We start from the raw sequence: 25,195 nt of genomic DNA, 5'->3' as shown, positions 1-25,195 counted from the left end.
ACTACAGTGGGAAATAGGTTTTGCTCTTTAACATCACTCTTAAATTTCCAAACTCATCATTCTTTTTTAAAAAGTTTGCTTAAAAACAAATCAAATGTTTCAGCAATCAGTTCTTCACCCCATTGCCCGTCCCCTGTTTCATAAAAATAAACAACTCTCGGTTGGTGGTCGTAGCGATAGTCTAAAGAAGTCCATGTATGCATGTCGCCTGTTAACAACACTTGCCGTTCGGCTAAATGCAGCTGAGTCATAAAAATTTGCGATAATCCCACACCTGTTTCTTCATCTAATTCATGAAAGAACGGAATGATCGCCGCCTCATCATCTTCAAAGAATACGTAGCGATAGTTTAGTTCTCCTCCGTTTTGCTCCATCATTAACGAAACATATTCTTTGGGCAACGAAACATCTAGCATCTCTTCTACCTTCCTAACCATCTCCTCCGTTAATTTCTTTCCCGGTTTGTATTCCGATGGTACCTTCCAAAAAGATTTTCCTTGATACTGTTCGATTGGCATCCTTTCACCCTCCTGTTCAATTATCTACTATTGTTACGTAACAACAATGTGATGACAACTAATAGCACAAGATAGGCTTGATTATTTTTTTACATCTATTGACTGTAATTATGTATTAGTGTACTATCTAACTAACACACTAACACTTAATAAAATCTGGAGGGATTTACATGACGGCATGGGGGAATTTAGTAAAAAAAGAATTACGTTTAGGAATACCGGCGTTTTTAATGCCTGTTATTGCATTTATTGCACTTTGTTTGATTGGCCTCTTCTTTGGTAACAGGTACGACATCATGTGGGAGCCATTAATAGGAATCACGATTCTAGCTACTGGTCTTCAAATTTTTTATTTAGCCTATTACATGCTCTACAGTTTACAAGCAGAGAAGAAAAAGTTACATCTTTGGCTTCATAACCCGCTTCCGTCTTACGGTTTATTGACAGCAAAATTAGTTGCTGGTGCGGCTTCGATGATTGTCACAACAATCCTTGTTGTGACAGTCGGATTTATTGCTCTAACTAATTCACCTGTTTGGGCGGATGTATCTGAATTTATTACAGTAGCTCAACTGTTAGAACTTGGTTTTTACGGAGGTATCGCCTTATTTTTAATGGCTCTATCCATTTCAGTCTGGATCATGTTCTTTTGGGTGATTTTCTTGCGCCTATCTTCTATCATGCACGGTTTCTTAAGTTTTATTGTGACAGGATTAAGCGCCTTAGCACTTGGTGCTTTTGTCGGATGGTTCTCCTCCACTCGATTTCACGAGACATTAACACAGTGGGGGAAAATTGAACTAGGCAATATGCTTCAAAGCATTGACTTCGAAACAAGTCTGGAAGGCGGAACAGAAGTAACAACTGGCTATGATGTGTTCTCTTTTTATACAGGAACCGTTGTCTACGATACTATGTTTGCCATTGTTTTGTTCTTCCTTGCTTGTTGGATATTAGATCGAAAAATTGAGGTGTAAGTTATGACAGATACATTCCACTCATCAAAACCAATCTACATTCAATTAGCTGAACGCATCCAAGGGGAAATTTTACGAGGAGAATTAGCTCCAGGAGACAAACTACCATCTGTCCGTGACACTGCGCTCTCGGCAAGCGTTAATCCAAACACTGTGCAACGAACATACCGAGAATTAGAGGGGATGAACATTGTGGAATCAAGACGGGGCCAAGGAACATTTGTCACAGAAAATCAGAACGTTCTTCAAACGATGCGCGAGTCCTTAAAAAATGAAGAGATTTCTCAGTTTGTCTCCTTGATGCATCAAATGGGTTATTCAAATAAAGAAATAGAAGTTGGATTATTAGAATTTTTACAGAGTAATAGAGAGGAGTCAAACCAATGATTTCATTTAAAAATGTAACAAAAAAATACGTTCGAAAAGTCGCGTTAAAAGACATAAATTTAGAACTTTCTAAAGGAAAGATCATAGGATTAATTGGTGAAAACGGAAGTGGTAAATCAACAACGTTAAAATTGATTGCAGGCCTTACTCAACCAAACAAAGGGACGATTACAGTAAATGGTAAAAAGGTGACTCGTCAAATTGCTACAGATGTCACTTATCTTTCGGAGCTTGATGAATATTACAGTTTCTATAATGTCGGCGAAACGATCCGGTTTTTTGCTACTCAATTTGAAGATTTCAATATCGAAAAAGCCGAAGAAATCCGCTTGTTTATGAAGCTTGATTCAAAAGCAAAGTTAAAACATCTCTCTAAGGGGAATCGTGGTCGTTTAAAGCTGATCTTAACCCTTGCTCGTGATGTGCCTGTAATTTTACTTGATGAACCTTTCTCGGGTCTTGATCCAATGGTACGTGAGTCAATTGTTCAAGGTCTCATCTCGTTTGTCGACCTTGAAAATCAAGTCATCATCATCACCACTCATGAAATTAAAGAAGTGGAGACTATTCTTGATGAAGTCATTGCGATTCGAGACGGAGATATTGTTGGTCATCATAACGTTGAGGACCTACGATTCACGAAGAATAAAAGCATTGTAGAATGGATGACAGAAATCTATAACAAGTAATCAAATAAAAGAGCTGTAACCTGAGTAGGGTCACAGCTCCTTTTTTTATGTTCCGTACGTATACACAACCTCTACCGTTGCCAGAATAGAGATCGTACCAGCTTGGATTGGTGTGGCCTGGGCACTCATCATCACCCCATCATAAAATCGCGCCTGCCCTCCATCGGAACGTTCTGTCATTTTAATTGGAATATCGTTTAATGTAACATTAGTCGATTCAGTCATCGCTAACGCTTTATTTTTAGCATCTCCGAGCGCAAGCTGCAATGCTTGTTGATAGATACTCGCTGTTTCTTCGACCGTAAAATCAATCGACGATATTACGTTCGCTCCATTTTCAACAGCGACATCGATAACCACACCTGTCTGTGTTAAATCTTCGACAATGATTTGAATCATATGGGTGACTTCATACCCTCTAAATTTTTGAACACCCTCTACAAAATCATAACGAGGTTCGATTCGATAAGTGGTTGTTCGAATGTCCTCTTCTTGAATACCTAAAGTGTTTAACCCGGTAATGATTGCCTCAAAAAGATCGTTATTCGTTTGTTGCGCTTGACTAACGGACTCATCCTCCGTTACTACACCCAGCGTCACTTGTGCTCGGTCAGGGGCAACCCGTATAACCCCTTCACCAATCACCGTTAATTTTTGAAGATCTTCCATCTCATATCTCCCTTCCATAGTCTTTCACACGGTTGAAACATCTCTAGTAGTCTATTCCAGACTCGCTCAATAATGACGGTAAATGTTAGTTTAGCCGTATTATTTTGTAGGTATAAAGAACTATTTAAGTTGAGTAAATCGTGTATTTTATGTAATAATTCATAAAAGTAAACCAATTTTGCAAAGCTATGCTCTTATTAACTAAATTGCATTTGTGAAATAATACACAAAACAAAAATATGCCCACTTCCCCTGACATATCAACTTTTAATTCAATTTTATTTCCTTTAAAAACTATGTTAGCTTAATAAGCGCCGTTTGAATCGTCACATATGTGAGTAAATGCGAAAAAAACAATTAGGAGATGAAATTTAACGTTATGGAATTACAACAAGACCCATTCAAAGCGTGGTCAAATAGGTTGGTTAATTGCTATGCTTGTTATTTCACCATCTATTGCCATTATTGCCTTCACATCACGCTCGATTTTCCCAGATATTGATCCTGGAATGGCGCTACTTGCTACTACCGTTATTATGCCAACTGCAATCGGTGGACTATTGCTTGCTGCCGCTGCATCCTTTATCATTACAACAGGGAACTCTTATTTATTATCAGCTGCAACGAACTTAACCTATGACATTTATGGCAACTATATTAACCGGGATGCAACAGATAAGCGAAAACTTTGGATGACACGCATGTTTATTGTTGTTCTTGGCGTCTTAGCATTCATTATGATCAGTTTCTTCCCATCAGTTCTCGCAGTTCAAATGTATGCGTACACGGTGTATGGAGCAAGTATCACACCAGCCGTTCTTGCCGTATTCTTCTGGAAGCGAGTGACTGTTCTTGGAGGTATTGCATCTATGTTTGCAGGACTCATCTCAATGTTAACGTGGGAAGTTGCTCTCGGACAACCATTTGAACTGAATGCAGCTGTCGTTTCCGTTCCGTTTGCAATCATCGTCTTAATTGTCGTATCACTATTTACACAAAAGAATAATCAATCTCAATCAGTAAAAACCACGTAATAGGGAGGACGATTTTGTGAAACAACGTATAGAACGTTTAACTCAATGGTTAAAAGACGAAGAAAAAGATGCAGCATTTATTACGTCTAAGGAAAACATCTTCTATTTATCTAATTTTTACACAGACCCTCATGAGAGATTAGTTGGCTTGTTTGTCTTTCCAAACAAAGCTCCGCTTATGATTACACCAGGGATGGAAACATCTCAGGTGCGTGATGCCGGATGGACGGATGAATTAATTGGCTATGCCGATCACGAAAACCCATGGGATCTTTTCAGAGCGACTCTTAGTGAACGTGACATCAAATCAATAAACGATGTAGCGATTGAGACCGATGTCCTCACCGTTTCACGAATGAATGACTTACTGACATTATTCCCACATGCTCAGCTTTCTGCCGTTCATGATGAATTAAATCAAATGCGTGTTATAAAAGACGATCATGAGATTGAGATTATCAAACGCGCAGCAGAGCTTGCTGACTTCGGTGTCAAAGTAGGTATGGAATCGTTAAAAGAAGGCATTACCGAAATGGAAGTTTTAGCAACGATTGAGTATGAACTGAAGAAAAAAGGCATTCGTGAAATGTCCTTTTCAACAATGGTATTATTCGGTGAAAAATCAGGCGCCCCTCATGGAAATCCTGGTAACCGTAAATTAGCAAAGGGCGACTTCGTATTATTTGATTTAGGTGTAGTTCTTGAAGGATATACATCAGATATCACACGTACTTTTGCTTTTGATTCCATCAGTGAAGAAAAGTTAGCCCTTTATGAGACTGTATTAAAAGCTCAACTTGCCTCTCTTCGCATTAGTAAACCTGGAACAAGAATTGGTGATCTAGACCAGATTGCGCGCGATGTAATTACAGAGGCCGGTTACGGAGATCGTTTCCCACACCGCATAGGACACGGTATGGGCATTAATGTTCATGAATACCCTTCAATGAGCCATCTAAATAATGATGTTTTAAAAGAAGGTATGGTGTATACGATCGAGCCAGGAATATATGACCCCGTCCTAGGCGGCGTTCGGATTGAAGATGATGTACTCATTACAAAAGATGGGCATATCACCCTAACAAAAACACCGAAAGAATTAACGATTGTAAAATAACACTCAAGCTAGAGGAGAACATATACCCTCTAGCTTTCTTTGTGATTATTATTTTTCACCTTCGCTCAATAATCCATCCTCTTGTCCTCAGATACGAAAAAAAGAGCCATCCGTAGATGACTCTTCTCCTAATGTCGTTTACTCTTCCCAAACTTTCACTTCTTGCATTACATCGTTTTGCTTAATGCGTGTTACTAAATCAAGTCCTTCAACAACTTGTCCAAAAACAGTGTGAACACCGTCTAAATGAGGTTGTGCCTCATGAACTAAGAAGAACTGGCTTCCGCCTGTATCTTTACCTGCATGCGCCATAGATAGAGAACCTGCAACATGTTTATGAGGATTTCCTTCTGTTTCACAATTAATTGAATAACCAGGACCACCTGTACCATTACCTGTAGGGCAGCCACCTTGAGCTACGAAACCAGGAATCACGCGGTGGAAAGTAAGACCGTTGTAGAAACCTTCATTTGCTAATTTCTCGAAGTTTTCAACTGTTTTAGGTGCAGCTTCTTCGTAAAATTCAATCACTAACTTTTCGCCGTTTTCAAATGCAATACTACCTTTTTTCATATGTATAGCCTCCATAAAATAAGTTTCATCTTATTGTACACGAAACTGAAGCAATTGTGAAATCGAAGCAATCAAAAAAAGGTAAAGACTAGTTGAGAATACCTTTTAAATAGTTAATACTCAATTCTATACTATCAAAGGGAGAACCCTTACATTGATCTTGCTCAACGATTAGCCACTCCACACCAGACTCCGCACCCGCCTCTATTGCAGCTTTTATATCGACACCACCCGTTCCAAGCTCAGCAAATTCTTTTTCATCATCTACCGTCATATCTTTAAGGTGAAGCAATGGCGTGCGTCCATGGTAGCGTTTGATCCACTCACTTGGTAGTTCATTTGCTTTTGTTAACCAATAAATATCAAATTCAGCATTCACATAAGCAGCATTCGTCTCATCTAAAAGATGGTTTAACGGTTTGACTGTATCAAATACCTCGAGCTCAAAGTCATGATTATGATAGCTAAAAGCGATGTTCAATTGCTTACAACGCTCTCCCACTTTATTAAAGAAAGGTACTAACTTGCTATAGTCCTCTAAGTTACGGCGGCGTTCTTCTTCAAGGTAGGGACAAATCACATGTTTCGAACCGATTACTTGCTGATATTGCAAGATCTCTTCTAAATTGTCTCGAAGCATCTCAACCGAAACATGACTTCCCGAAGCTTCTAAACCAATCGAATCGAGAAGCTCTCTTAACTCATTCGCCTTAAAGCCACCCCAGTGACCAGCAAATTCCACCCCGTCATAGCCTAAAGCAGCAATTTTCTCTAACGTCCCAACAAAATCTTTTTCACACTCGTCCCGCAACGTATACAATTGAACAGCTACTTTCATGAAAATCCTCCTTTTTATATTCCCATAATTATCCTTCTTTATCTTACCATAAAAGAGTAGAGTAATAGATATTATCGAAGGCCAAGTTCAGACTAGTATGAACGATCAAAAGGCCGTAAATCTTGAGGATCTACGGCCTTACTAGCTATTCTTTTATACGTTTTTCGTCACTTGTTTTAATGGTAAATCAAGACGTACAAGATCTTCGTAAGATTCACGCTTTATTACAAGTTCCTCTTCCCCTTTTTCGACGAAGACAACGGGTGGTCTTGGGATTCGGTTGTAGTTGTTCGCCATTGAATACCCGTACGCCCCTGTACAGAATACCGCTAAGATGTCTTCATGATTGGCTTTAGGTAACGGGAGATCCCATATGAGCATGTCGCCACTTTCACAACATTTACCGGCAATCGAGAAGGTTTCTGTTGCTTCTTCCTTTGCACGATTAGCAAGGATTCCTTCATACTCTGCTTGATAAAGGGCTGGTCTAAGGTTATCGCTCATTCCTCCATCGACAGATAAATAATGACGGACATTAGGAATATCTTTGTTCGATCCAATGGTATAAAGAGTGGTGCCAGCATCTCCAACTAATGAGCGGCCTGGTTCGATCCAAATTTCCGGAATCTCGATCTCATGAGTTGCAGCTTTTTCCTTGATTACTTGAACCATCTTACCCACGTACTCTCCAACTGGTAATGGCGTATCACCTTCTATGTAACGAATACCAAAACCACCGCCAAGGTTCAGCACAGACGGAGTAAAGTGAAGCTCATTACGCCACTTCTCAATGTACTCAAACATCTTCTCAACAGCCATTACAAACCCACTCGTTTCAAAAATTTGCGAGCCGATATGGCTGTGAATGCCCAACAGGTTTAGATGTATGTCCTCTTGAGCTAAATGAATCGCTTCATCAACTTGCCCGCTCTCTAAATCAAAACCGAATTTAGAGTCTTCTTGACCGGTTGAGATATAATCATGCGTATGTGCTTCAACACCCGGAGTAATTCGAAGTAAAATATCCATTTTGACATTCTGTTTTGAACAAATCCGTCCAAGCTGTTTTAGTTCATAGAAGTTATCAACGACGACACAACCAATACGAGCTTCAACCGCCATTTCTAATTCGCTCATACTTTTATTGTTTCCGTGAAAATGAACCCGCTCCATCGGCATCCCTGCTTGAATAGCTGTATACAACTCTCCACCTGAGACTACATCTAAGCTCAACCCTAGTTCATGTGCAAGTTGAAACATGGCGATGCAACTAAACGCTTTCGAAGCATAAGCAACTTGGTATTGAACACCTTCATCTATAAAAGCTTGTTGAAATTGTTCTGCTCTTTCTCTAATTAGGGCGATATCGTAAACAAATAGAGGGGTACCATACTGACTTGATAATTCAACTGTGTCGACTCCTCCAATTTCTAGATGTCCTTTTTCATTTATTCGACTTGATCCATGCATATACATTCATTCTCTCTCCTTTTATCTCAAAACTATACAAAAAAGCAGCTAATGTTGTTACACTAGCTGCTTGTAAATGCAAAAGAGTAACCTCATTTTTAGAATAGTCCTCCACTACAAAAGTAGTGACAGTTCGTTCTTTGTTTAAGAACGACCCAGCACTTATGTTATCGGCAATCCATAAGTACTTCGGCAAATTGACCTTTCCATCTGGTTCTATGCTTGCCACAAGCTCCCCAAATCTACTCATTCGTTTTGCGCCTCTACCCCACTTTCATGAGGTTGATTCAGTTATTGAAATAAATGTAGCACACTATTTCGCAAGCTTCAACCCTTAAACGATAGAAGTGAGATTATTTTAGAGAGGAAGTTTCGAGCGAATCTTATCCGTTTTCGCGCAAAATTTTGATTAATGCGAGCGAAATCGTATCATTTCCGCGCAAATTAAATTAGTTTCCGCGCAAATGCATCAAAAATATGGAAAAAATCCTTCCTCACCCCAGAACAGTCGCCTCCACTTTTCTGTCTAGCTCATGAGTCCAGCGCCTAGTGAAATGCCGTTCGCCTCGGTCGATAAGTCAACATCAGATCACTACGTTCTCTGTGTTTCCTTTATCTCGGTCGCCGCCCTCCATTTCATACGTCACTTAACGGACTCCTCCGCTTTTCTGTCTAGCTGCGGTTGCCAGTGGCTCGTGGTCAAATAACCTGCCAGATATAAAAGCAAAAAGCGCTTTTTATCTGCCAGAACATTTGCATCACGCCTCTAACCGGCAACCTCCGCTTTTCTGTCTAGCTGCGGCTCCTTGGAATTCGGGGAAAACCGGGGAATCCAACGAAATCAAAAAGCGACTTCTTTTGGCTCCCCCTAGTTTTCCCTCATTCCAAAAAAGTCGCCTCCGCTTTTCTTATTACCTCCCGGTTGGTTTTTGTTTGACGGGGTCTTGTGGGTTGACGATACTTGGGCGCCAGCGGACGGATGGAACAGTTGAACGGATTAAGATTTGCCAAATGGCTGGTGGGTCAAATGGGATGAATGGCCACATATATGGTTTATTGAATGTTTTCATCATTACTAGGAACAGCAAGAACAATGTTGTACCAATTACAAATCCTTGTAAATGGAAGATGGCTACTGCTATTATAAGAAACACTCTAGCGATCCGAAGAGCAATCCCCAACTCGTAACTCGGGGTTGCAAACATTCCAATTGCCCCTATGGCAACATACAAAATAACTTCTGGAGTAAAGTATCCAACCTCTATAGCAATCTCTCCTATTAAAAGTGCTGCTACTAAGCCTAATGCGGTAGCAAGAGGAGATGGTGTATGAATCGCTGCCATTCGTAGCAATTCAATACCAAGTTCGGCAAAGAGAATTTGAAGAACGATCGGTATATTATTCGTTTCTTCCGGCCCAATGAAATCAAGCGCTGCAGGTAATAAGCTTGGCTGAACAACTAGCAAGAGCCAAAATGGTAAAATAAACAATGAAAAGAAAATCCCTACAAATCGAGTCCACCTTAGAAAGGTTCCGACAGCAGGCGACTGACGATATTCTTCCGCGTGTTGAACATGATGAAACAAAGTTGTTGGTGTAATAATGACACTCGGAGATGTATCGACAATGATGGCAATATGCCCTTCGAGTAAATGTGTAGCCACAACGTCTGGCCGTTCAGTGTAACGAACAAGCGGAAATGGATTCAACCCTTGTTTTACAATATACTCTTCGACGATTTTGTCTGTCATTGCAATCCCATCAATTTCAATGGCTTCAAGTTCTTTGATAATAATGTCAACAAGTTTCGGGTCAGCAATCCCTTCAATATAAGTCACACTGATATCTGTTTTCGAACGAACACCTACTTGCAAAATTTCATTACGTAACCGTTCATCACGAATGCGTCGTCTCGTTAAGGCCGTATTAATAATAATGTTCTCTGTGTATCCGTCACGCGCCCCGCGTACAACACGCTCCGTATCTGGTTCTTCTGGTCCTCGCGTCGGATACATGCGCACATCAATGACAAACGCTTCCTCTTCACCTTCAACAAGAATAAAGATTAATCCAGATAGCATCTGCGTTATGACATTATCAATTGAGTTTGATTCTTCTACTTGAACATGGGTTAAATGATTTTTAATCGCTTCTTTGACACTATTTGTTTTACGGTGACGAACGTCAAGGTCCATCAACTCTTTTAAAATTTCAATAATATATTGGTTATCTACAAGTCCATTGACAAAATAAATATTGACTTGACGATCTAAAATAAATAACTTCCTAACACCAACATCAAAAGATTTACCTAAACCAAGTCGCTCTGCTAAACGCGTCTCATTTTTTGTGAAATCACGTGTAAAATGCTCTTCATGTTCCTTCTTTTTTTGACTCACGTTGACCACTCCTCTCTAAGATGAGTTCTACTGCTTGTTTTGTGACAGGGCAGCCTTTTTTCACCGTATCTAACCCTGCCATCTTTCCGATATCGCCAATCCCAACGATAAACGGAAGATCTAGTTGATCAAGAATATAGACGGTATCGCCATTAATTCTTCCTACTTCCATATCCGCTACTCCGTCCTTATCCACTCCGTACTCTGTTAACTCTCCGTAACGATCAAGACTAATATCGACTTTCGTCCACTCGCACGAATGTGTGGCAGAGGCGACAGCAATCGCTCCTAATACATTAATGTCTGGATGAGTAGCAACAATTCTCATCGCTTGTTCTCCCGGTCCCTCGTAATGGTACCCACAATCATCAAACATGACTAGTACAGGTTCTGTAGGTGCGTGCAAAATCATTTGAACAAGTTCCTCACCGCTAATATGGGAAGGGTTGCCTCCTGATTGGCTAATGCACCTTCCCCCCATATCTTTTGCGACCAATTCGACCGCTCTTTTTGCATGTTCATCTCCATCAGTAATCAAAATCACCTTACGCTTATCTGCCACACCTACTCACCCCCTCGGCTTAAATAGTAGAGCTACTAAAAAGCTAAATAAAATCGTCGATGAAATGCCCACTGAAGTTACCTCAAATACACCCATTCCGACTCCTAAAAATCCATATCTTTCTCCCTCAGCCATCGCCCCATGAACAAGTGAGTGTCCGAAACTTGTAATCGGAACTGTTGCTCCCGCACCTGCGAAATCAATTAGCCTGTCGTATAAATGAAAACCGTCTAAGAGAGCACCTAATACGACAAGTGCACACAATGTATGAGTTGGCGAGAGCTTACCTATGTCTAAGAACAACTGACCAATGATGCAGATGATACCACCGACGATAAAGGCCGTGATGTATTCCATTAGACATCCCCCCAACGTTCAAATACTACTGCATGTGCAATTGAGGGAATCGTTTCTTTTTGCTGCATCATGATTGGACTCAGTAAAGCTCCTGTAGCAATGACTAATAACTTCTTAATGGCACCACGCTCCATCTCACGCATCAAATAACCAAAAGTAACGACTGCAGGACATCCTGCGCCACTACCACCAGAGAAAACAGGTTGTTCCTGGTGATATAAAATCACGCCACAATCTTCATAATTTGTTCCTAATTTGACACCTTCTTCTTCTACTAGCTTGCGCATAATAGAACTTCCTACACGTGATAAATCACCAGTGACAATCAAATCATAGTAAGTCGGATCGCGTTTCGTATCTTTTAAGTGAGTTAATAATGTTTTGGCGGCGGCTGGAGCCATCGCTGACCCCATATCCATTGGATTTCCAATCCCCATATCTACCACCTGACCAATAGTAGCTAGTTCTACTTTTATCTTTGACACCTTTCGACCAATAATCACAGCACCAGCACCTGTTACGGTATAGGTTGATGTTTCTGGTCGTTGCCCACCGAATTCGGTTGGATAACGAAATTGACGTTCTGCTGTAGAATGATGGCTACTAACAGCGACCAATGCATGATCAACGTATTGGCTGTTAACGAGAACAGAAGCAATAGCAACTGCCTCCATTACTGTTGCACAAGCTGAGAACATACCTAAAAACGGGATCGCTAGCTGCCTGGCTGTGTAATTCGATGTCACGATTTGGTTTAATAAGTCTCCCGCTAGCAAAACATCCATGTCTGCCGGTTTACGGTTCACTTTCTCTAGACTGATTTGAACCGCCTCTTCCATTAAGGCTCTTTCTGCTAGCTCCCAATTATCAGCACCGCAATACAAATTGTCGAACACTTTATCAAAATATGAACCAAGTGGCCCTTTCCCTTCCAATGGACCTACCACTGTACCAGTTGATTGAATGAACACATCATTGTTAAAGGACCATGTTTGCTTCCCTACTTTCATTGCGCCAAACCCCTTTACTGTATGAGCATTTGCACGAGTAATCTTGTTAATCCAACCACGTAAGCGGATAACACTCCAAAGGCAATAACTGCCCCCGTCAGCTTAAACATGTTAGCACCAATTCCAAACACTAAGCCTTCACTCTTATGTTCGAGCGCTGCACTAGTCATCGCATTAGCAAAGCCGGTTACAGGTACAAGTGACCCCGCCCCTGCAAATTGGCCGATGCGATCATAAACCCCCAGACCAGTGAGAAGAGCCGCAATTAAAATCAACGTTGCCAATGTTGGACTTAAGGCTTCTTTTTGAGTAAGAGGAAAAAACGTAATATAAAGATTGCTTATCCACTGACCAAGAGCACAAATTCCTCCACCAATAACAAAGGCTTTCAAACTGTTTTTTATGACAGGAGGTCTTGTATGATACAATTCAATATTTGCCTGATACCGCTTTTGTTCATCCGTTAACACCCAAACCCCCTCCTATAAGTAAAGCCACTGGATCATCGAACCAACAATCTTCCCGAATACAATCGCCATCATCAATAAAACAATTTTATCGGTGACTCCTACTCGTTTGGCTAAGAGCGGAAAAACATTGAGCACTTCCGTTAATGCAGCTGCCAACATTCCTACAAACACCCCACACGCTAGTCCGATTGGAATCAACCAAAAAGGAGAGGTGTGGAGAGAAAGTGAATAAAAGCTCGCCCATGTGCCAACTTGTGCCCCTAAAATAATCGCAGCTTCGTAGCCCCTGATGGATCGTTCTGATTTCGTTAATTGTGCAAGCCTAGGAATAATCCCAAGAACGGTTAAAAATGCGACGAATCCACTTCCTACAGCAATTCCACCAGCAAATCCGATAAAGATGATGTTAACGGCTTCAATGACCATTTTTTTTACGTTGATTTTCCTTCAATTCATGCGTGATCACATATTGATCAAGGTTTTGTTGGTAATTAAACATCTCTACTTCAAGTGGACTCGGCTCATCATTAAGCCGCTTCTTAAAAAAGTGGTTAAAAAACAAGATCATCCCAAGACCCAAGCCAATCGAATATGGTATTTGAAGCATCAATGGCTTAGCGACTTCGTTTCCTGTGACCAATTGGAAAATACGGAGATGAACCGCTCGCATACTCACATCTTCATGGAAATTCATAATCGCAAGACCCGCACCAACAAATAGTAGAAACCACACGAGTATTATGTAGATCCACTTAAAACTTTTTTTCTGAACCTCAATATCGATAACTGTTTGAGCAGACCCAATGGTTTGAAACGACACATCTGGAAAATGAAAACGAATGATTCGAATGACCTCCATCACATCTATGACAACACGGTTATGATCTTTTATTTTTATTTGATAAACGGGCATGGAGGTTACTTCAGAAACAATCGATTCACTCGCAATGACTTGAGCAAGTTGTCCAACTTTTAACTGATCATGGGGTGCTGCACTCACTCTTTGTCGCATGCGAATATACACGTTTTCACCAATCACGTTTCCAACCACCTTTTGTCATGAATGTTATCAATTAGTATGAGGAAAGAAACAAAAAACATGCATGAGACAAAAGGACAAAACCAACACTTTTTTAAAACAAGCAAAAAAGAGAAGCTATGACAGCTTCTCCTCCTACCGTTCATCCTATTCTGTTCTACTCTTTAAGTCTGCTCACCCATGACTTCTTTCATTTGTTCAAGAATCTTCTTTTCGAGCCTCGATACTTGAACTTGCGAGATGCCTAGCCTAGTGGCAACTTCTGATTGGGTTTGATCTTTGTAATACCTTAAATAAACAATTAACCGTTCTCTTTCGTCAAGATCACGAATCGCCTCTTTCAATGCAATTTTATCAAACCATTTCGTTTCGGATTGATCTGCAATTTGGTCGAGGAGTGTGATTGGGTCACCATCGTTTTCATACACGGTTTCATGAATCGACGTTATTTGACGACTTGCCTCTCCTGCAAAAACCACTTCTTCTGGAGTGATCTCAAGTTGTTCTGCAATCTCGTTAATGGTTGGCACTCGACCTAGTGACTTTGTCATTTCGTCTTTCATTTTCCGAATCTTGTTTCCAAGTTCTTTAATGGAACGACTAACTTTCACCGTCCCGTCATCACGTAAGAATCGTTGAATCTCTCCAATAATCATAGGTACAGCATAAGTTGAGAACTTCACATCATATGAAAGATCGAACTTGTCGACCGACTTGATCAGACCAATACAGCCAATTTGAAACAGATCATCTGCTTCGTAGCCTCGATTTAAGAAACGTTGCACAACTGACCAAACAAGCCTCGTATTGCGATTTACAATAAGGTCCCTTGCTTCTTGGTCTCCGTCTTGACTCCTAGCAATAAGTACTTTGACTTCCTTATCCGAAAAGTGCGCTTCCTTCTTCTTTTTCACTTGTTTTACCTGGGCATCCATAGGCAAAACTCCTTAATTGCAAATTGCTTTGCTATTAGTTAAATGCTTTTTCAAGTAAACGGTCGTCCCAATCATTGGCTCTGAGCTGATCTTGATTTCATCCATAAAATTCTCCATTATCGTAAAGCCCATACCAGAGCGCTCTAATTCTGGTTTTGTCGTAAAAAGAGGCTGTCTTGCTTCTTCAATATCCTCCATGCCCAATCCTTCATCACGAATAGTCAATTCAACAGTCCCATCATCTATAGTGACGTGAATATGCACCATACCGTCTGATTGATTGTGATATCCATGGATAATTGAATTAGTAACAGCTTCAGAAACAACAGTCTTGATCTCCGTCATTTCGTCCATTGTTGGGTCAAGTTGAGCGATAAATGCACCTACCGTTACACGAGCAAAAGATTCATTATCACTTAGTGCCGAGAAGGTTAAATCCATTTGATTACGCATGTTTTAGGCCACCCCCAATGTTTTCAAGGCAAATTGTTCATTCTCTTCTAGACGAATAATCTTGAACAATCCAGACATCTCAAACAGTCGCTTCACAGCTGGGGAAATTGCACATACAACCATCTCTCCACCATTTGCTTTAACCTGCTTGTAACGTCCGAGTATCACACCAAGACCTGAGCTATCCATAAAAGTAAGTTGCTCAAGATTTAACACGATGTGTAATACATTCGCATCGACAAGGTGACCTTCAACCTTCTTACGCAATTTTTCTGCTGTGTGATGATCTAGTTCTCCTTCAAGACGAACGAGCAACACACTTCCTTTTCGTTCTAAGTCCATTACTAAACTCATGATTATCACTCCCTTATAGCTCACACACAGGAAGACCTGTTTGTTTTCCTAAGAGTGGATTTCGCTTTAAGGTGCTCTCATCCCTGCCACATGACAAAACTAGTACAAATTCGTAAAAATTAGCCTACATTCGTCTTATTTGCCGCTAAATTTCGATAAAACATTTTTAAATAACTTCCACCATGAAGCATCATAGACATCTTCCCCTGCAACAAGAGATGTTTCTGTTAATACTTCGCCCTCTTTTTCAATGAACAAGGTCCCGACTCGATCCCCTTTAGCAATAGGTGCCCGTAACTGCTCATCAATCTCCATGCGCTCTGTCACATCATCAATCTTGACCCCTTTTTTCGTTAAGATTGATACGGATTCGGATGTTTGTACAGGAATTGTATTCTTATCACCTTTGCTCACTTTCACATCAGCCATCACATAATCACGATCATAAAGCTTATGTGTCATAAATTGACTAAACGAGTAATCAAGCATTTCCGTCACTTGTGCATTTCGATCCTTCGGTGATGGCGCACCCATTATAACCGTAATGACACGCATATCATTTTTTTGTGCTGTCGCCGTTAAGCAATACATCGCCTCTCTAGTGAATCCAGTTTTTAACCCATCCACACCAGGATAAAATCTCACTAGTTTGTTGGTGTTCACTAACCAAAATTTATTATCTGAATCTTGTCTTAAATAATCTTCATAGATGCCTGTAAACTTTGTAATATCTTCATATTTCAATAGCTCTTTTGAAATCATCGCTAAATCATAAGCCGTTGTATAATGATTTTCAGCTGGCAAGCCATTCGAGTTCACAAAATTTGAATTCGTCAATCCTAATTCTTTGGCTTTTTCATTCATCATCGAGACAAATTCTTCTTCAGTGCCTCCTAAATGTTCAGCCATTGCAACGGAGGCATCGTTTCCTGATGCTACAGCAATTGCTTTTAACATATCTGTGACCGTCATCTCTTCTCCTGGTTCTAAAAAGACTTGAGAACCGCCCATCGATGCTGCGTATTCACTTGTTCGAATTTTATCATCATACGAGAGTGACCCTTCATCAATTGCTTCCATGATGAGAAGCATCGTCATGATTTTTGTCATACTCGCAGGCGGAAGTTCGTCATGACTATTTTTTTCAAATAAAACTTCTCCTGTATCACGCTCAATCACAATAGCAGAAGATGCTTTCTCTGCTAAATTCACTTGCTTTTCTGCAGCTTGACCTAATGGTGCTACTACGCCAATTACTAATACTAAACTTAATAGTGTAGATAAAAATTTCCTCATCCCATCAACCTCCATCTCATCAATTTCATTAGTCTTCTTAGGAACAAGTCAACAGACATAAAGTCCCTAAGTTTGCTATCCACCATTTTTACCAAAGTTTTCTTTTTTATACATAGTGAAATAGGATAAACACGCACACAAATTAAATAGCCTCCCATGATGGAAGGCTATTTAGTAGAAAGAAATTATAAAATTTGTTTTAATGGCATTGCTACAACCTCAGGTGATAGATCGTTCTACAGTATTTTAATTCTGTCAAAAACTTCTCACAATTCATAACAAAAAAGGTAACTGCTCCATCACAGTTACCTCTACAACCATCATTCATTTATCACGTTCTCTTCAAAAAATGTTGTGAATTCTTCATTTGTTAAACTACTATCTACTCTTGCTACTTCTTCTCCATTTTCATAATGGATGATCGTTGGTGTAAATTCTACATTGTACGTGTCCCAACCACCATGTTCATTGATGTTGTATTGCAATAAATTCACGCCAAGGTTTTCTGTTATTTCATTTAAACGTGGAGTTGCTTCTTGGCAAGCAGGACAAGTTGGGCTGTAGTAGTAGACCGTTACATCTTGACCATTTTGAAGAGATTCGTTTAATTCAGATGGCTCTATCGTATTTTGATAGTGAGGATCTTCTTGCAGGTTGGTCACTACGGCTAATAGTACAAATAACGTAACAACAATCCCACCAAAAATAATGATTTTTTTCATCTAGTTTCTCCCCTTGCTCATTCGTAAAATCATAATACTTAAACACGCAATCATTATAAAAGCTATCAACGCAAGAAATGGAATTGTCATAAACCCAAACCAATTAATATATTGTCCGGTACAAGGGATACGGCCACAAGAAGGGGCAACTTCTTGGAACGCTGCTAATTTTTGATTTGCATAGTGATAACTTGAAAATAGTATTCCAATAACCGAAAAAATTAGCGAATATAAAGCCACTCCTGCATCCTTCTTAAGCGTTCCAACAAGTAATAGAATGACGAGTGGATACATAAGAATCCGCTGATACCAACAGAGAGTACAAGGTTCAAATTGCTTAATAATAGAAAAGTATAACGATCCTAATGTAGCAACTAACGATATGAGCCAAGCACTGATTAATAGATTTTCAATTCGGTTGTTCACAATTGCTACCTCCATCTCCACTATCACTTTACCATAAAGACGAATTATTCGTCTTTAAATATATGTCACATTTTATAACCATGTCATAAAGATATCAAAGGAAGCAATAAAGACGTATATAGATAAAGCTAACAGAATGACCCTCTCGATCCCTCCTCCAGTTCGAATAAAAAAGGGTAATCTTATGCGCCAATTAAGTGGATAAAATAACCTTATTCCTCGAACCGTCATTGCATCTAAGAGGATATGACTAACCATTCCAATGAGCAGTCCATTTCTAACCATTAGATAATCAGGGAAAAACAAAGAAAAAATAAACGCTGTAACAGCCAAGATCAATAAACTATGCGTAATCGTTCGATGTCCAAATACCTTTGATATTACTCTAGATAGTAACGGTAATCTCCGTCCGATTTTCGAATGGATATGACAAATATCAGGAAGTAACGCTCCTGCCATTCCTGCTACGTAATAAAGAGGCGTTCCATTTTGGCCGAGCCATAACGAATCAGCAGCCATACATAGAGCCACGCCTCCAACAAGATGTGTTTTACCAGTCATAATGTTTGGTACTCCCTTTTATTAAAATTCTCGCTAACAAAACATTTGTTCCTATTAACATTATGCTAGAATACCATAATTTTCATTAAAATAAAAGATTCTTTTTACTTATTCTAAAAAGGCTAGAGCTCTTTAGCTCTAGCCTTCGTCTCACTGATCAAACCAATTTTTCAGACTTGTCAATTCATTCTCCATATCTTTTACGCCTTCTTGATAGAGCGCTTCAAGACGACCTTTATTCTTTTCTAGTCTCGCTACCTTTAACGGTAATTTAGGTCGGATAACGAATGCTTCTCCACGTTCTTCCATCTCTTTAACTCGTTTTAAAGAATCATTGTATTGATGATGACGTGTGGCCATTGTTTGAAAGAATGCTGGATGATTTCTAAACGACCACCTCGCTAGGCGACTAAAACGCATTGGTGACTTTTGATAGCCTTCATTTTGGGTAAGTATAACAAGATGCTTTTTATGACCATCTGAAACCGAGCGCTCAATCGGAATCGGATCAGCCATGCCGCCATCATAGTAAATCTGATCTTTATAGGCTACTGGAGGCGCAAGTAACGGAATACTGCTTGAAGCTTTTAATAGCGTTAGCAACTCATCTTTAGGTAACTTCTCATTAAAATATACAGGCTTTCCTGATTCTAAATCCGTCGTGACAATTGTAAAGGTTTTTTCAGAGTTCGCAAATGTTTCGTAATCAAAAGGCTCCAATTCATTAGGGAGCTTATCAAAAATAAAATCCCACCCAAAAACAGATTTCGTTTTAATCAAATTTTTAAAGCTCAAATATTCAGGGCGATCAATATAATCAATCGTCACCTTACGGTTTCGATCGATTTGTTTTGAGACGTATGAAGACCCGTTACATGCCCCTGCGGAAACTCCAATCACATGAGGAATGTCGATGTCACGCTTCATAAGTACCTCGAGAACACCTGCTGTATACACTGATCTCATTCCTCCGCCTTCTAAAACAAGACTGACATCGTTCACGACTACCACTCCTAACACTTTATCTATAATCTCAGTTTACCACCATTGAGCACGATAAGAAAATCTCGTCATCTTAAAAACTCAGAAAACACATAGTAAATGGTAAATATGGTATAGTTTTATCATCGAAGGATAGATTTGAGGTGTTAACTTGGATCAACTTATCATTATCATTGCACTTACTGCGGGTTTGTTATTTGCGATTGTAAAAACGTACAAAAAAGAGGGAGTTAGAGGAGCATTCATTTTCTTGTTGGCACAAATATTTTCGTTAGCTTTCTACTTTCATGCCTTTATAAGCTATAAGCTTTTTTTATTCGCGATGCTTTGCGGCCTCATTGCCGTGTTAACTACTTGCCTCACAGCCAAAACATTTAGAAGGCAATTACTGATGCTCGCTATTGTTTTAGTACTATATGTGGGTTTTAATCACTACAAGTACGAGATTTTCCCAACGCCAATTTATACTATTGTCGACCTCGAAGAAAAACACGCTCAACTTATCAATTCTTTCAATAAATTTGTTCCAGAATTAGCGAGTCCGGCATTTAGAGACATCTCACAAACGACGTATTCGATCACTTGGATAGAACATGAGCTCTCTAGGTTCCAAACGCACCCGACTCGTCTGTTTGCTCCCCAACACTATGTTGACTCTTCTGAACAAGAACGTATCTTAAAGATGAAGCAGGAGCGAGATCGATTAACAGATGATTTTATTGTAGAGGCGATGGAACAAGTCTATGATGCCCAACCGCTCGAGCCGATGGTTGCAGAGCTCCCCCCATCTGAGTGTATGGAGTCCACACATATCGAAGTATGTTCTGATCCATATCGTGTCCAAATAACATTAGACGATGCCCATGTCGCTTTAAATAGACTTACTCGGCACGGCATCTTTAACCATTATTATTTGGTCATAGGCGAGGAACAAAATTATTACTTTTCACATGAAGGAGAATATAGAATTCAAGGTGACATGTTCGATGCTACTTTTAATGATCAGCCTTACCGTATTAACGGTCGCTTGACATCCGTTTATTAATTTTATGCTAAATAAAACCCACCTTCTTAAGTGAAGGTGGGTTACATCTTATTCTGCTTTTACATTTAATTTTACGTCGATATTGCCTCTTGTTGCTTTTGAATAAGGGCAGAATTCATGTGCTTTATGCGTTAATTCTTCTGCTATAGCTTGTGATACACCTTTAATATGAACATTGAGTGTCACACCAATTTTAAAGCCACCATCTGAAGGGTCTTTAATTAGGCTCACTTCCGACTCAATTTCTGAATCAATTTCTTTCTTTTCATTTTTTGCCAATAAATTTAGTGCACCATCAAAACAAGCTGCATACCCTGCTCCGAATAGTTGCTCTGGGTTTGTACCTTCCGTTCCAACTTTCCCATCAGAAGGCATGACAAGCTTAAGATCAATCACACCATTATCGGATTTCACATGTCCATTTCTACCATTCTTTGCTTTTGCTTGTGCTGTAAACATTACGTCTGACATGTTAGAAAACACTCCTTTTTGTTTGGATCGAATCAGTTGCTCTCTTATCTATTTCCTTATTGAGAAAAGTTAAACATAAAAACAATCTCTCTAGAAAAAGAGAGATTGCTGATTATGATCCTTATTTAATTTCATCATAAATTAACGTTGGTTTTTCAACATTTTCATCAGTAATTGAATATGCATTCGTCACCATATCGATTACATCTTGTACATCTTCACGGTTACTATGAAGAGTAACGATCGAATCTCCTGCATCAACGTGATCGCCAATCTTCTTATTTAAGATCAGACCAACTGCAAGATCAATTTCTGATTCTTTTGTTGCACGACCTGCACCTAGTAACATCGCAGCTGTTCCAATTTTATCTGCAACGATCGCAGAAACAGTCCCAGACTTCGTTGCTTTTACATCGATGAGGTGTTTAGCTTTTGGGAGTTTCTCTGGTTCGTCTACAATCGAAGAATCACCATTTTGAGCCTCAATAAATACTTTTAGCGTTTCAAGTGCTTTACCTGATGCAATCACTTCTTCTAACATTTTACGTGCTTCTTCAACTGAGCTTGCTTTCTTTGCTAAATACACCATGTGGCTACCTAATGTTAAACATAATTCGCGTAGATCGTCTGGACCCTCACCACGTAGCATATCGATTGCTTCTTTGACTTCTAGTGCGTTTCCAACAGCTAAACCAAGCGGTTGATTCATATCTGAAATAATCGCCATTGTATCACGACCAAGGTTATTTCCGATTTCTACCATTGCTTGAGCAAGTGCTTTAGAGTCCTCTAACTTTTTCATGAAAGCTCCAGAACCTGTCTTAACATCAAGCACAATCGCATCTGCTCCTGAAGCTATTTTCTTACTCATTATTGAACTTGCAATAAGAGGAATCGAATTAACAGTCGCTGTTACATCACGCAAACCATATAATTTTTTATCAGCTGGTGTCAGGTTTCCTGTTTGACCGATCACTGCTAATTTATTCTTGTTAACAAGATCAATGAACGTCTCTGTTTCAATTTCAACGCTGAAACCAGGAATCGCTTCAAGTTTATCAATTGTTCCACCTGTATGACCGAGTCCACGACCAGACATTTTTGCTACAGGTATGCCAAGTGCTGCGACTAGAGGCGCAAGAGCGATCGTTGTTTTATCGCCAACACCACCTGTTGAATGCTTATCTACTTTTATACCTTCAACAGCAGACAGGTCGATTTGATCACCTGACTCTACCATTGACATGGTTAGATGGGCGCGCTCGTCTGTTGTCATGTCTTTGAAAAAGATCGCCATTGCAAGTGCAGACATTTGGTACTCAGGGATCTCTCCATTTGTATATCCTTCAATGACAAACTGAATTTCTTCTTTCATTAATTCAATTCCGTCACGTTTCTTCTCAATCACATCTACCATACGCATAAGTCAAACATCTCCTTCGCTTTACAGCTTTACTGTTGAAACGATTTCTTTCACAAGTTTAATAAACTTCGGCTTCGTACGGTTCGCGACCTCAACAACTTCTTCATGCGTAATCCCTTTAAGGTCTTCGCCAATCGCCATATCTGTAATGCATGAGATACCGATTACCTTCATGTTAGCATGACTTGCTACGATTACTTCTGGTACGGTAGACATCCCAACAACGTCTCCACCTACATTACGAAGCATAATTAGTTCAGCACCACTCATGTATGTTGGACCAGTTACACCGGCATATACACCCTTTTGAACGTTAATATCTAAGTTCTTTGCTGTATTTTCAACAAAGTCAACATATTCAGGTGTGTAAGCACTACTCATATCTGGGAAGCGTGGACCAAGCTCTTCAAAATTTGATCCGATTAACGGGTTATCACCGGTCATGTTTAATTGGTCTGTAATGATCATTAAATCACCGGGCGCAAAGTTTTTATTCATCCCACCACACGCATTTGTCACAACCATTAATTCAACACCAATTTGTTTCATAACACGTACTGGGAACGTAACATCTTGCATAGAATACCCTTCATAATAATGAAAACGACCTTGCATCGCGACAACGTCTTTCCCATTAAGCTTACCAATCACTAATTGACCTGCATGTCCTTCAACTGTAGAAACAGGGAAGTTTGGAATGTCTGTATAAGGGATTTTTACCGCATCTTCAATTTCATCTGCCAACTCGCCTAATCCAGATCCTAAAATTAAACCGATTTCAGGTTTTGTTGATAATTTCCCTTCTAAGTATGTAGCTGATTGTTTGATTTTTTCTAACATATTTTCCATGAATAAAAGCTCCTTTAGGTTGTTTTTTATTTTATAAGCGAAAAACTACTGGCTGTTTGCTAATAGCTGATTAGGTTTCGAGTGTTTCACGCGAATTGTAGTAGTTTTCGCGCGAAGTTATACTTTTTCCGAGCGAATTGGCGACATTTCCGCGCAAAACAAGGAAGTTTTCGCGCAAACGCATGAAATAAATGGAAAAACGATCCCCTCCGCTTTTCTTGTCTAGCTACAGGGCTCAGTAGCTAGTAAAATTCCGTTCGCCTCGGTCGATAAGTCAACATCAGATCACTACGTTCTCTGTGTTTCCTTTATCTCGGTCGCCGCACTCCATTTTATACGCAACTAAACGAGCCCTTCCGCTTTTCTTGTCTAGCTGCGGTTTCCAGAGGCTCTTGGTCAAATAACCTGCCAGATATAAAAGCAAAGAGCGCTTTTAATCTGCCAGAACATTTGCATGACGCCTCTACCCGGCAACCTCCGCTTTTCTTGTCTAGCTGCGGTTTCCAGAGGCTCTTGGTCAAATAACCTGCCAGATATAAAAGCAAAGAGCGCTTTTAATCTGCCAGAACATTTGCATGACGCCTCTACCCGGCAACCTCCGCTTTTCTTGTCTAGCTGCGGCTCCTTGGGCTTTGGGTAAAACCGGTGAATCGAACGAAGTCAAAGTGCGACTTCTTTTCGCTTCCCCTAGTTTTCCCTCATCCCAGATCAGTCGCCTCCGCTTTTCTTATTACATTTCTTTTACGATTGATTTGACTAGTGATAGGAAGTCGGATTTTACTCGTTCTGTTGTTTCTATGACTTCATCATGTGTTAGTGGTTGTGGAAGGATTCCTGCTGCCATGTTTGAGATACAAGAAATTCCAAGAACTTCTAAGCCTGCATGGCGGGCAACAATTACTTCTGGTACGGTTGACATTCCAACTGCATCTGCTCCCATTTTACGAAGCATGCGCACTTCTGCTGGTGTTTCATAAGACGGACCTGTGTTACCGACATATACGCCTTCTTTTACTTCAATGTTTAATGCTTTTGCTTTTTCACTCGCTAATGCACTTAATTTTTCTGAATATGCACTAGACATGTCAGGGAAACGAACACCGAATGCTTCGTCGTTCGGTCCAATTAATGGATTAGCATTCATGTTATTAATATGGTCGCGAATAATCATTAGGTTTCCTGCATCGAATGACTCGTTTACCCCACCAGCAGCATTTGTGACGATGACTTGTTTTACACCGATTTCTTTCATAACACGAACTGGGAAGGTTACAACATCCATGCTGTAACCTTCATAGTAATGGAATCGACCTTGCATCGCGACAACTTGCTTTCCTTCTAGTTGACCGATTACTAGTTGTCCTGCATGTCCTGCCACAGTTGATACCGGGAAGTTTGGAATTTCGTTGTATGGAATTTTGACTGGATTTTCGATTTCTTCTGCTAACACACCTAATCCAGATCCTAAAATTAGTCCGATGGTTGGTGTTGTACCCACTTTTTCAGTTAAAAAACTTGCTGCTTCTTGTAATGCTGTTTTGTTTATCAT

30 protein-coding genes and 1 riboswitch are annotated in these 25,195 nt (G+C 39.9%); of the genes, 6 read left to right on the top strand and 24 right to left on the bottom strand.

The genetic code is table 11. The features are described 5' to 3' along the window. Window positions 1-56 precede the first annotated feature (56 nt). The gene (locus CDZ88_RS05640; RefSeq protein WP_100372610.1) at window positions 57-518 is read right to left on the bottom strand and encodes an SMI1/KNR4 family protein; all 462 of its coding nucleotides are present in this window, start codon (window positions 516-518) and stop codon (window positions 57-59) included. Between the two features lie 170 nt (window positions 519-688). On the opposite strand from CDZ88_RS05640, the gene CDZ88_RS05635 reads away from it, so the two are divergent. Genes CDZ88_RS05635 through CDZ88_RS05625 form a run of 3 tightly spaced genes read left to right on the top strand, consistent with a single transcriptional unit; the run spans window position 689 to window position 2,571 of the window. Further along, window positions 689-1,495: a hypothetical protein gene (locus CDZ88_RS05635; protein WP_100372609.1), complete on the top strand. Its 807-nt coding sequence runs from the start codon at window positions 689-691 to the stop codon at window positions 1,493-1,495. 3 nt (window positions 1,496-1,498) lie between these two features. Beyond that, window positions 1,499-1,882, top strand: a complete 384-nt coding sequence (locus tag CDZ88_RS05630; protein ID WP_100372608.1) for a GntR family transcriptional regulator — start codon at window positions 1,499-1,501, stop codon at window positions 1,880-1,882. Beyond that, the gene (locus CDZ88_RS05625) at window positions 1,879-2,571 is read left to right on the top strand and encodes an ABC transporter ATP-binding protein (protein ID WP_100372607.1); all 693 of its coding nucleotides are present in this window, start codon (window positions 1,879-1,881) and stop codon (window positions 2,569-2,571) included. Before CDZ88_RS05630 ends, CDZ88_RS05625 begins: the two co-directional genes overlap by 4 nt. Window positions 2,572-2,616: 45 nt before the next feature. On the opposite strand, the gene CDZ88_RS05620 is transcribed toward CDZ88_RS05625, so the two are convergent. Then, window positions 2,617-3,240 carry an SIMPL domain-containing protein gene (locus CDZ88_RS05620; protein WP_157796486.1) on the bottom strand — a complete coding sequence of 208 codons (624 nt, stop codon included), beginning with the start codon at window positions 3,238-3,240 and terminating at the stop codon, window positions 2,617-2,619. Window positions 3,241-3,674: 434 nt separating this feature from the next. Between CDZ88_RS05620 and CDZ88_RS05615 the strand changes: the two genes are divergently transcribed. Both CDZ88_RS05615 and CDZ88_RS05610 read left to right on the top strand, forming a co-directional pair. Next, a complete protein-coding gene (locus tag CDZ88_RS05615; RefSeq protein WP_100372605.1) occupies window positions 3,675-4,274 on the top strand; it encodes a sodium:solute symporter family transporter in 600 nt (199 codons plus the stop codon). Window positions 4,275-4,290: 16 nt separating this feature from the next. Continuing rightward, window positions 4,291-5,391 (top strand): M24 family metallopeptidase, encoded by a 1,101-nt coding sequence (locus tag CDZ88_RS05610; protein ID WP_100372604.1) that lies wholly within the window; start codon window positions 4,291-4,293, stop codon window positions 5,389-5,391. Window positions 5,392-5,529: 138 nt separating this feature from the next. Here the strand turns inward: CDZ88_RS05610 and CDZ88_RS05605 are convergent, their stop codons facing one another. The 18 genes from CDZ88_RS05605 to CDZ88_RS05515 all read right to left on the bottom strand — a co-directional run bounded on the left by CDZ88_RS05605 (window position 5,530) and on the right by CDZ88_RS05515 (window position 19,858). Then, a complete protein-coding gene (locus CDZ88_RS05605) occupies window positions 5,530-5,964 on the bottom strand; it encodes a peptidylprolyl isomerase (RefSeq protein ID WP_100372603.1) in 435 nt (144 codons plus the stop codon). Between the two features lie 88 nt (window positions 5,965-6,052). After that, window positions 6,053-6,802 carry a sugar phosphate isomerase/epimerase family protein gene (locus CDZ88_RS05600; protein WP_100372602.1) on the bottom strand — a complete coding sequence of 250 codons (750 nt, stop codon included), beginning with the start codon at window positions 6,800-6,802 and terminating at the stop codon, window positions 6,053-6,055. Between the two features lie 153 nt (window positions 6,803-6,955). Then, window positions 6,956-8,278 (bottom strand): diaminopimelate decarboxylase, encoded by a 1,323-nt coding sequence (gene lysA, locus CDZ88_RS05595; RefSeq protein ID WP_100372601.1) that lies wholly within the window; start codon window positions 8,276-8,278, stop codon window positions 6,956-6,958. A gap of 90 nt (window positions 8,279-8,368) precedes the next feature. After that, window positions 8,369-8,546: riboswitch (Lysine riboswitch) on the bottom strand. Between the two features lie 637 nt (window positions 8,547-9,183). Then, window positions 9,184-10,671: a spore germination protein gene (locus CDZ88_RS05585; protein WP_100372599.1), complete on the bottom strand. Its 1,488-nt coding sequence runs from the start codon at window positions 10,669-10,671 to the stop codon at window positions 9,184-9,186. Further along, window positions 10,646-11,233, bottom strand: a complete 588-nt coding sequence (locus CDZ88_RS05580; RefSeq protein WP_100372598.1) for a stage V sporulation protein SpoVABEA — start codon at window positions 11,231-11,233, stop codon at window positions 10,646-10,648. Before CDZ88_RS05580 ends, CDZ88_RS05585 begins: the two co-directional genes overlap by 26 nt. A 6-nt stretch (window positions 11,234-11,239) precedes the next feature. Further along, window positions 11,240-11,590: a stage V sporulation protein AE gene (gene spoVAE / locus CDZ88_RS05575; RefSeq protein WP_100372597.1), complete on the bottom strand. Its 351-nt coding sequence runs from the start codon at window positions 11,588-11,590 to the stop codon at window positions 11,240-11,242. Further along, window positions 11,590-12,600, bottom strand: a complete 1,011-nt coding sequence (gene spoVAD, locus CDZ88_RS05570; RefSeq protein ID WP_100372596.1) for a stage V sporulation protein AD — start codon at window positions 12,598-12,600, stop codon at window positions 11,590-11,592. Before spoVAD ends, spoVAE begins: the two co-directional genes overlap by 1 nt. Before the next feature lie 14 nt (window positions 12,601-12,614). Then, window positions 12,615-13,070 carry a stage V sporulation protein AC gene (spoVAC, locus tag CDZ88_RS05565; RefSeq protein ID WP_100372595.1) on the bottom strand — a complete coding sequence of 152 codons (456 nt, stop codon included), beginning with the start codon at window positions 13,068-13,070 and terminating at the stop codon, window positions 12,615-12,617. Between the two features lie 12 nt (window positions 13,071-13,082). Then, window positions 13,083-13,496, bottom strand: coding sequence for a stage V sporulation protein AB (locus CDZ88_RS05560; RefSeq protein ID WP_100372594.1), 414 nt, complete (start codon window positions 13,494-13,496; stop codon window positions 13,083-13,085). Then, window positions 13,486-14,106 (bottom strand): stage V sporulation protein AA, encoded by a 621-nt coding sequence (locus tag CDZ88_RS05555; protein ID WP_100374605.1) that lies wholly within the window; start codon window positions 14,104-14,106, stop codon window positions 13,486-13,488. Before CDZ88_RS05555 ends, CDZ88_RS05560 begins: the two co-directional genes overlap by 11 nt. Before the next feature lie 167 nt (window positions 14,107-14,273). After that, window positions 14,274-15,044: an RNA polymerase sporulation sigma factor SigF gene (gene sigF / locus CDZ88_RS05550; RefSeq protein WP_100372593.1), complete on the bottom strand. Its 771-nt coding sequence runs from the start codon at window positions 15,042-15,044 to the stop codon at window positions 14,274-14,276. A 12-nt stretch (window positions 15,045-15,056) separates the two neighbouring features. Continuing rightward, window positions 15,057-15,497, bottom strand: coding sequence for an anti-sigma F factor (gene spoIIAB / locus CDZ88_RS05545; RefSeq protein WP_100372592.1), 441 nt, complete (start codon window positions 15,495-15,497; stop codon window positions 15,057-15,059). Window positions 15,498-15,500: 3 nt separating this feature from the next. Further along, the gene (spoIIAA, locus tag CDZ88_RS05540) at window positions 15,501-15,851 is read right to left on the bottom strand and encodes an anti-sigma F factor antagonist (protein WP_100372591.1); all 351 of its coding nucleotides are present in this window, start codon (window positions 15,849-15,851) and stop codon (window positions 15,501-15,503) included. 135 nt (window positions 15,852-15,986) lie between these two features. Beyond that, on the bottom strand, window positions 15,987-17,147 hold the full coding sequence (locus tag CDZ88_RS05535) for a D-alanyl-D-alanine carboxypeptidase family protein (RefSeq protein WP_100372590.1): 1,161 nt from the start codon (window positions 17,145-17,147) through the stop codon (window positions 15,987-15,989). Between the two features lie 320 nt (window positions 17,148-17,467). Next, a complete protein-coding gene (locus CDZ88_RS05530; protein WP_100372589.1) occupies window positions 17,468-17,869 on the bottom strand; it encodes a thioredoxin family protein in 402 nt (133 codons plus the stop codon). Continuing rightward, the gene (locus CDZ88_RS05525) at window positions 17,870-18,295 is read right to left on the bottom strand and encodes a disulfide oxidoreductase (protein ID WP_100372588.1); all 426 of its coding nucleotides are present in this window, start codon (window positions 18,293-18,295) and stop codon (window positions 17,870-17,872) included. It abuts the gene before it with no gap. A gap of 72 nt (window positions 18,296-18,367) precedes the next feature. Next, window positions 18,368-18,856, bottom strand: a complete 489-nt coding sequence (locus tag CDZ88_RS05520) for a metal-dependent hydrolase (RefSeq protein ID WP_100372587.1) — start codon at window positions 18,854-18,856, stop codon at window positions 18,368-18,370. 150 nt (window positions 18,857-19,006) lie between these two features. Beyond that, complete coding sequence (locus tag CDZ88_RS05515) at window positions 19,007-19,858, bottom strand: patatin-like phospholipase family protein (protein WP_100372586.1); 852 nt, start codon at window positions 19,856-19,858, stop codon at window positions 19,007-19,009. 151 nt (window positions 19,859-20,009) lie between these two features. Between CDZ88_RS05515 and CDZ88_RS05510 the strand changes: the two genes are divergently transcribed. Beyond that, window positions 20,010-20,903, top strand: a complete 894-nt coding sequence (locus CDZ88_RS05510) for a hypothetical protein (RefSeq protein WP_100372585.1) — start codon at window positions 20,010-20,012, stop codon at window positions 20,901-20,903. Window positions 20,904-20,951: 48 nt separating this feature from the next. On the opposite strand, the gene CDZ88_RS05505 is transcribed toward CDZ88_RS05510, so the two are convergent. The 4 genes from CDZ88_RS05505 to CDZ88_RS05490 all read right to left on the bottom strand — a co-directional run bounded on the left by CDZ88_RS05505 (window position 20,952) and on the right by CDZ88_RS05490 (window position 25,195). After that, complete coding sequence (locus CDZ88_RS05505; protein ID WP_100372584.1) at window positions 20,952-21,374, bottom strand: organic hydroperoxide resistance protein; 423 nt, start codon at window positions 21,372-21,374, stop codon at window positions 20,952-20,954. Between the two features lie 121 nt (window positions 21,375-21,495). Continuing rightward, a complete protein-coding gene (locus tag CDZ88_RS05500; RefSeq protein WP_100372583.1) occupies window positions 21,496-22,797 on the bottom strand; it encodes a pyrimidine-nucleoside phosphorylase in 1,302 nt (433 codons plus the stop codon). Window positions 22,798-22,818: 21 nt separating this feature from the next. Continuing rightward, complete coding sequence (locus tag CDZ88_RS05495) at window positions 22,819-23,646, bottom strand: purine-nucleoside phosphorylase (RefSeq protein ID WP_100372582.1); 828 nt, start codon at window positions 23,644-23,646, stop codon at window positions 22,819-22,821. Between the two features lie 730 nt (window positions 23,647-24,376). Next, window positions 24,377-25,195 carry a purine-nucleoside phosphorylase gene (locus CDZ88_RS05490; RefSeq protein ID WP_442857084.1) on the bottom strand — a complete coding sequence of 273 codons (819 nt, stop codon included), beginning with the start codon at window positions 25,193-25,195 and terminating at the stop codon, window positions 24,377-24,379.

This window comes from Bacillus sp. FJAT-45037 (genome assembly GCF_002797325.1).
GTDB lineage: Bacteria > Bacillota > Bacilli > Bacillales > Bacillaceae_D > Alkalihalophilus.
The sequence above is the reverse complement of the archived record's forward strand: the minus strand, read 5'-3'. Positions and strand labels throughout refer to the sequence as shown.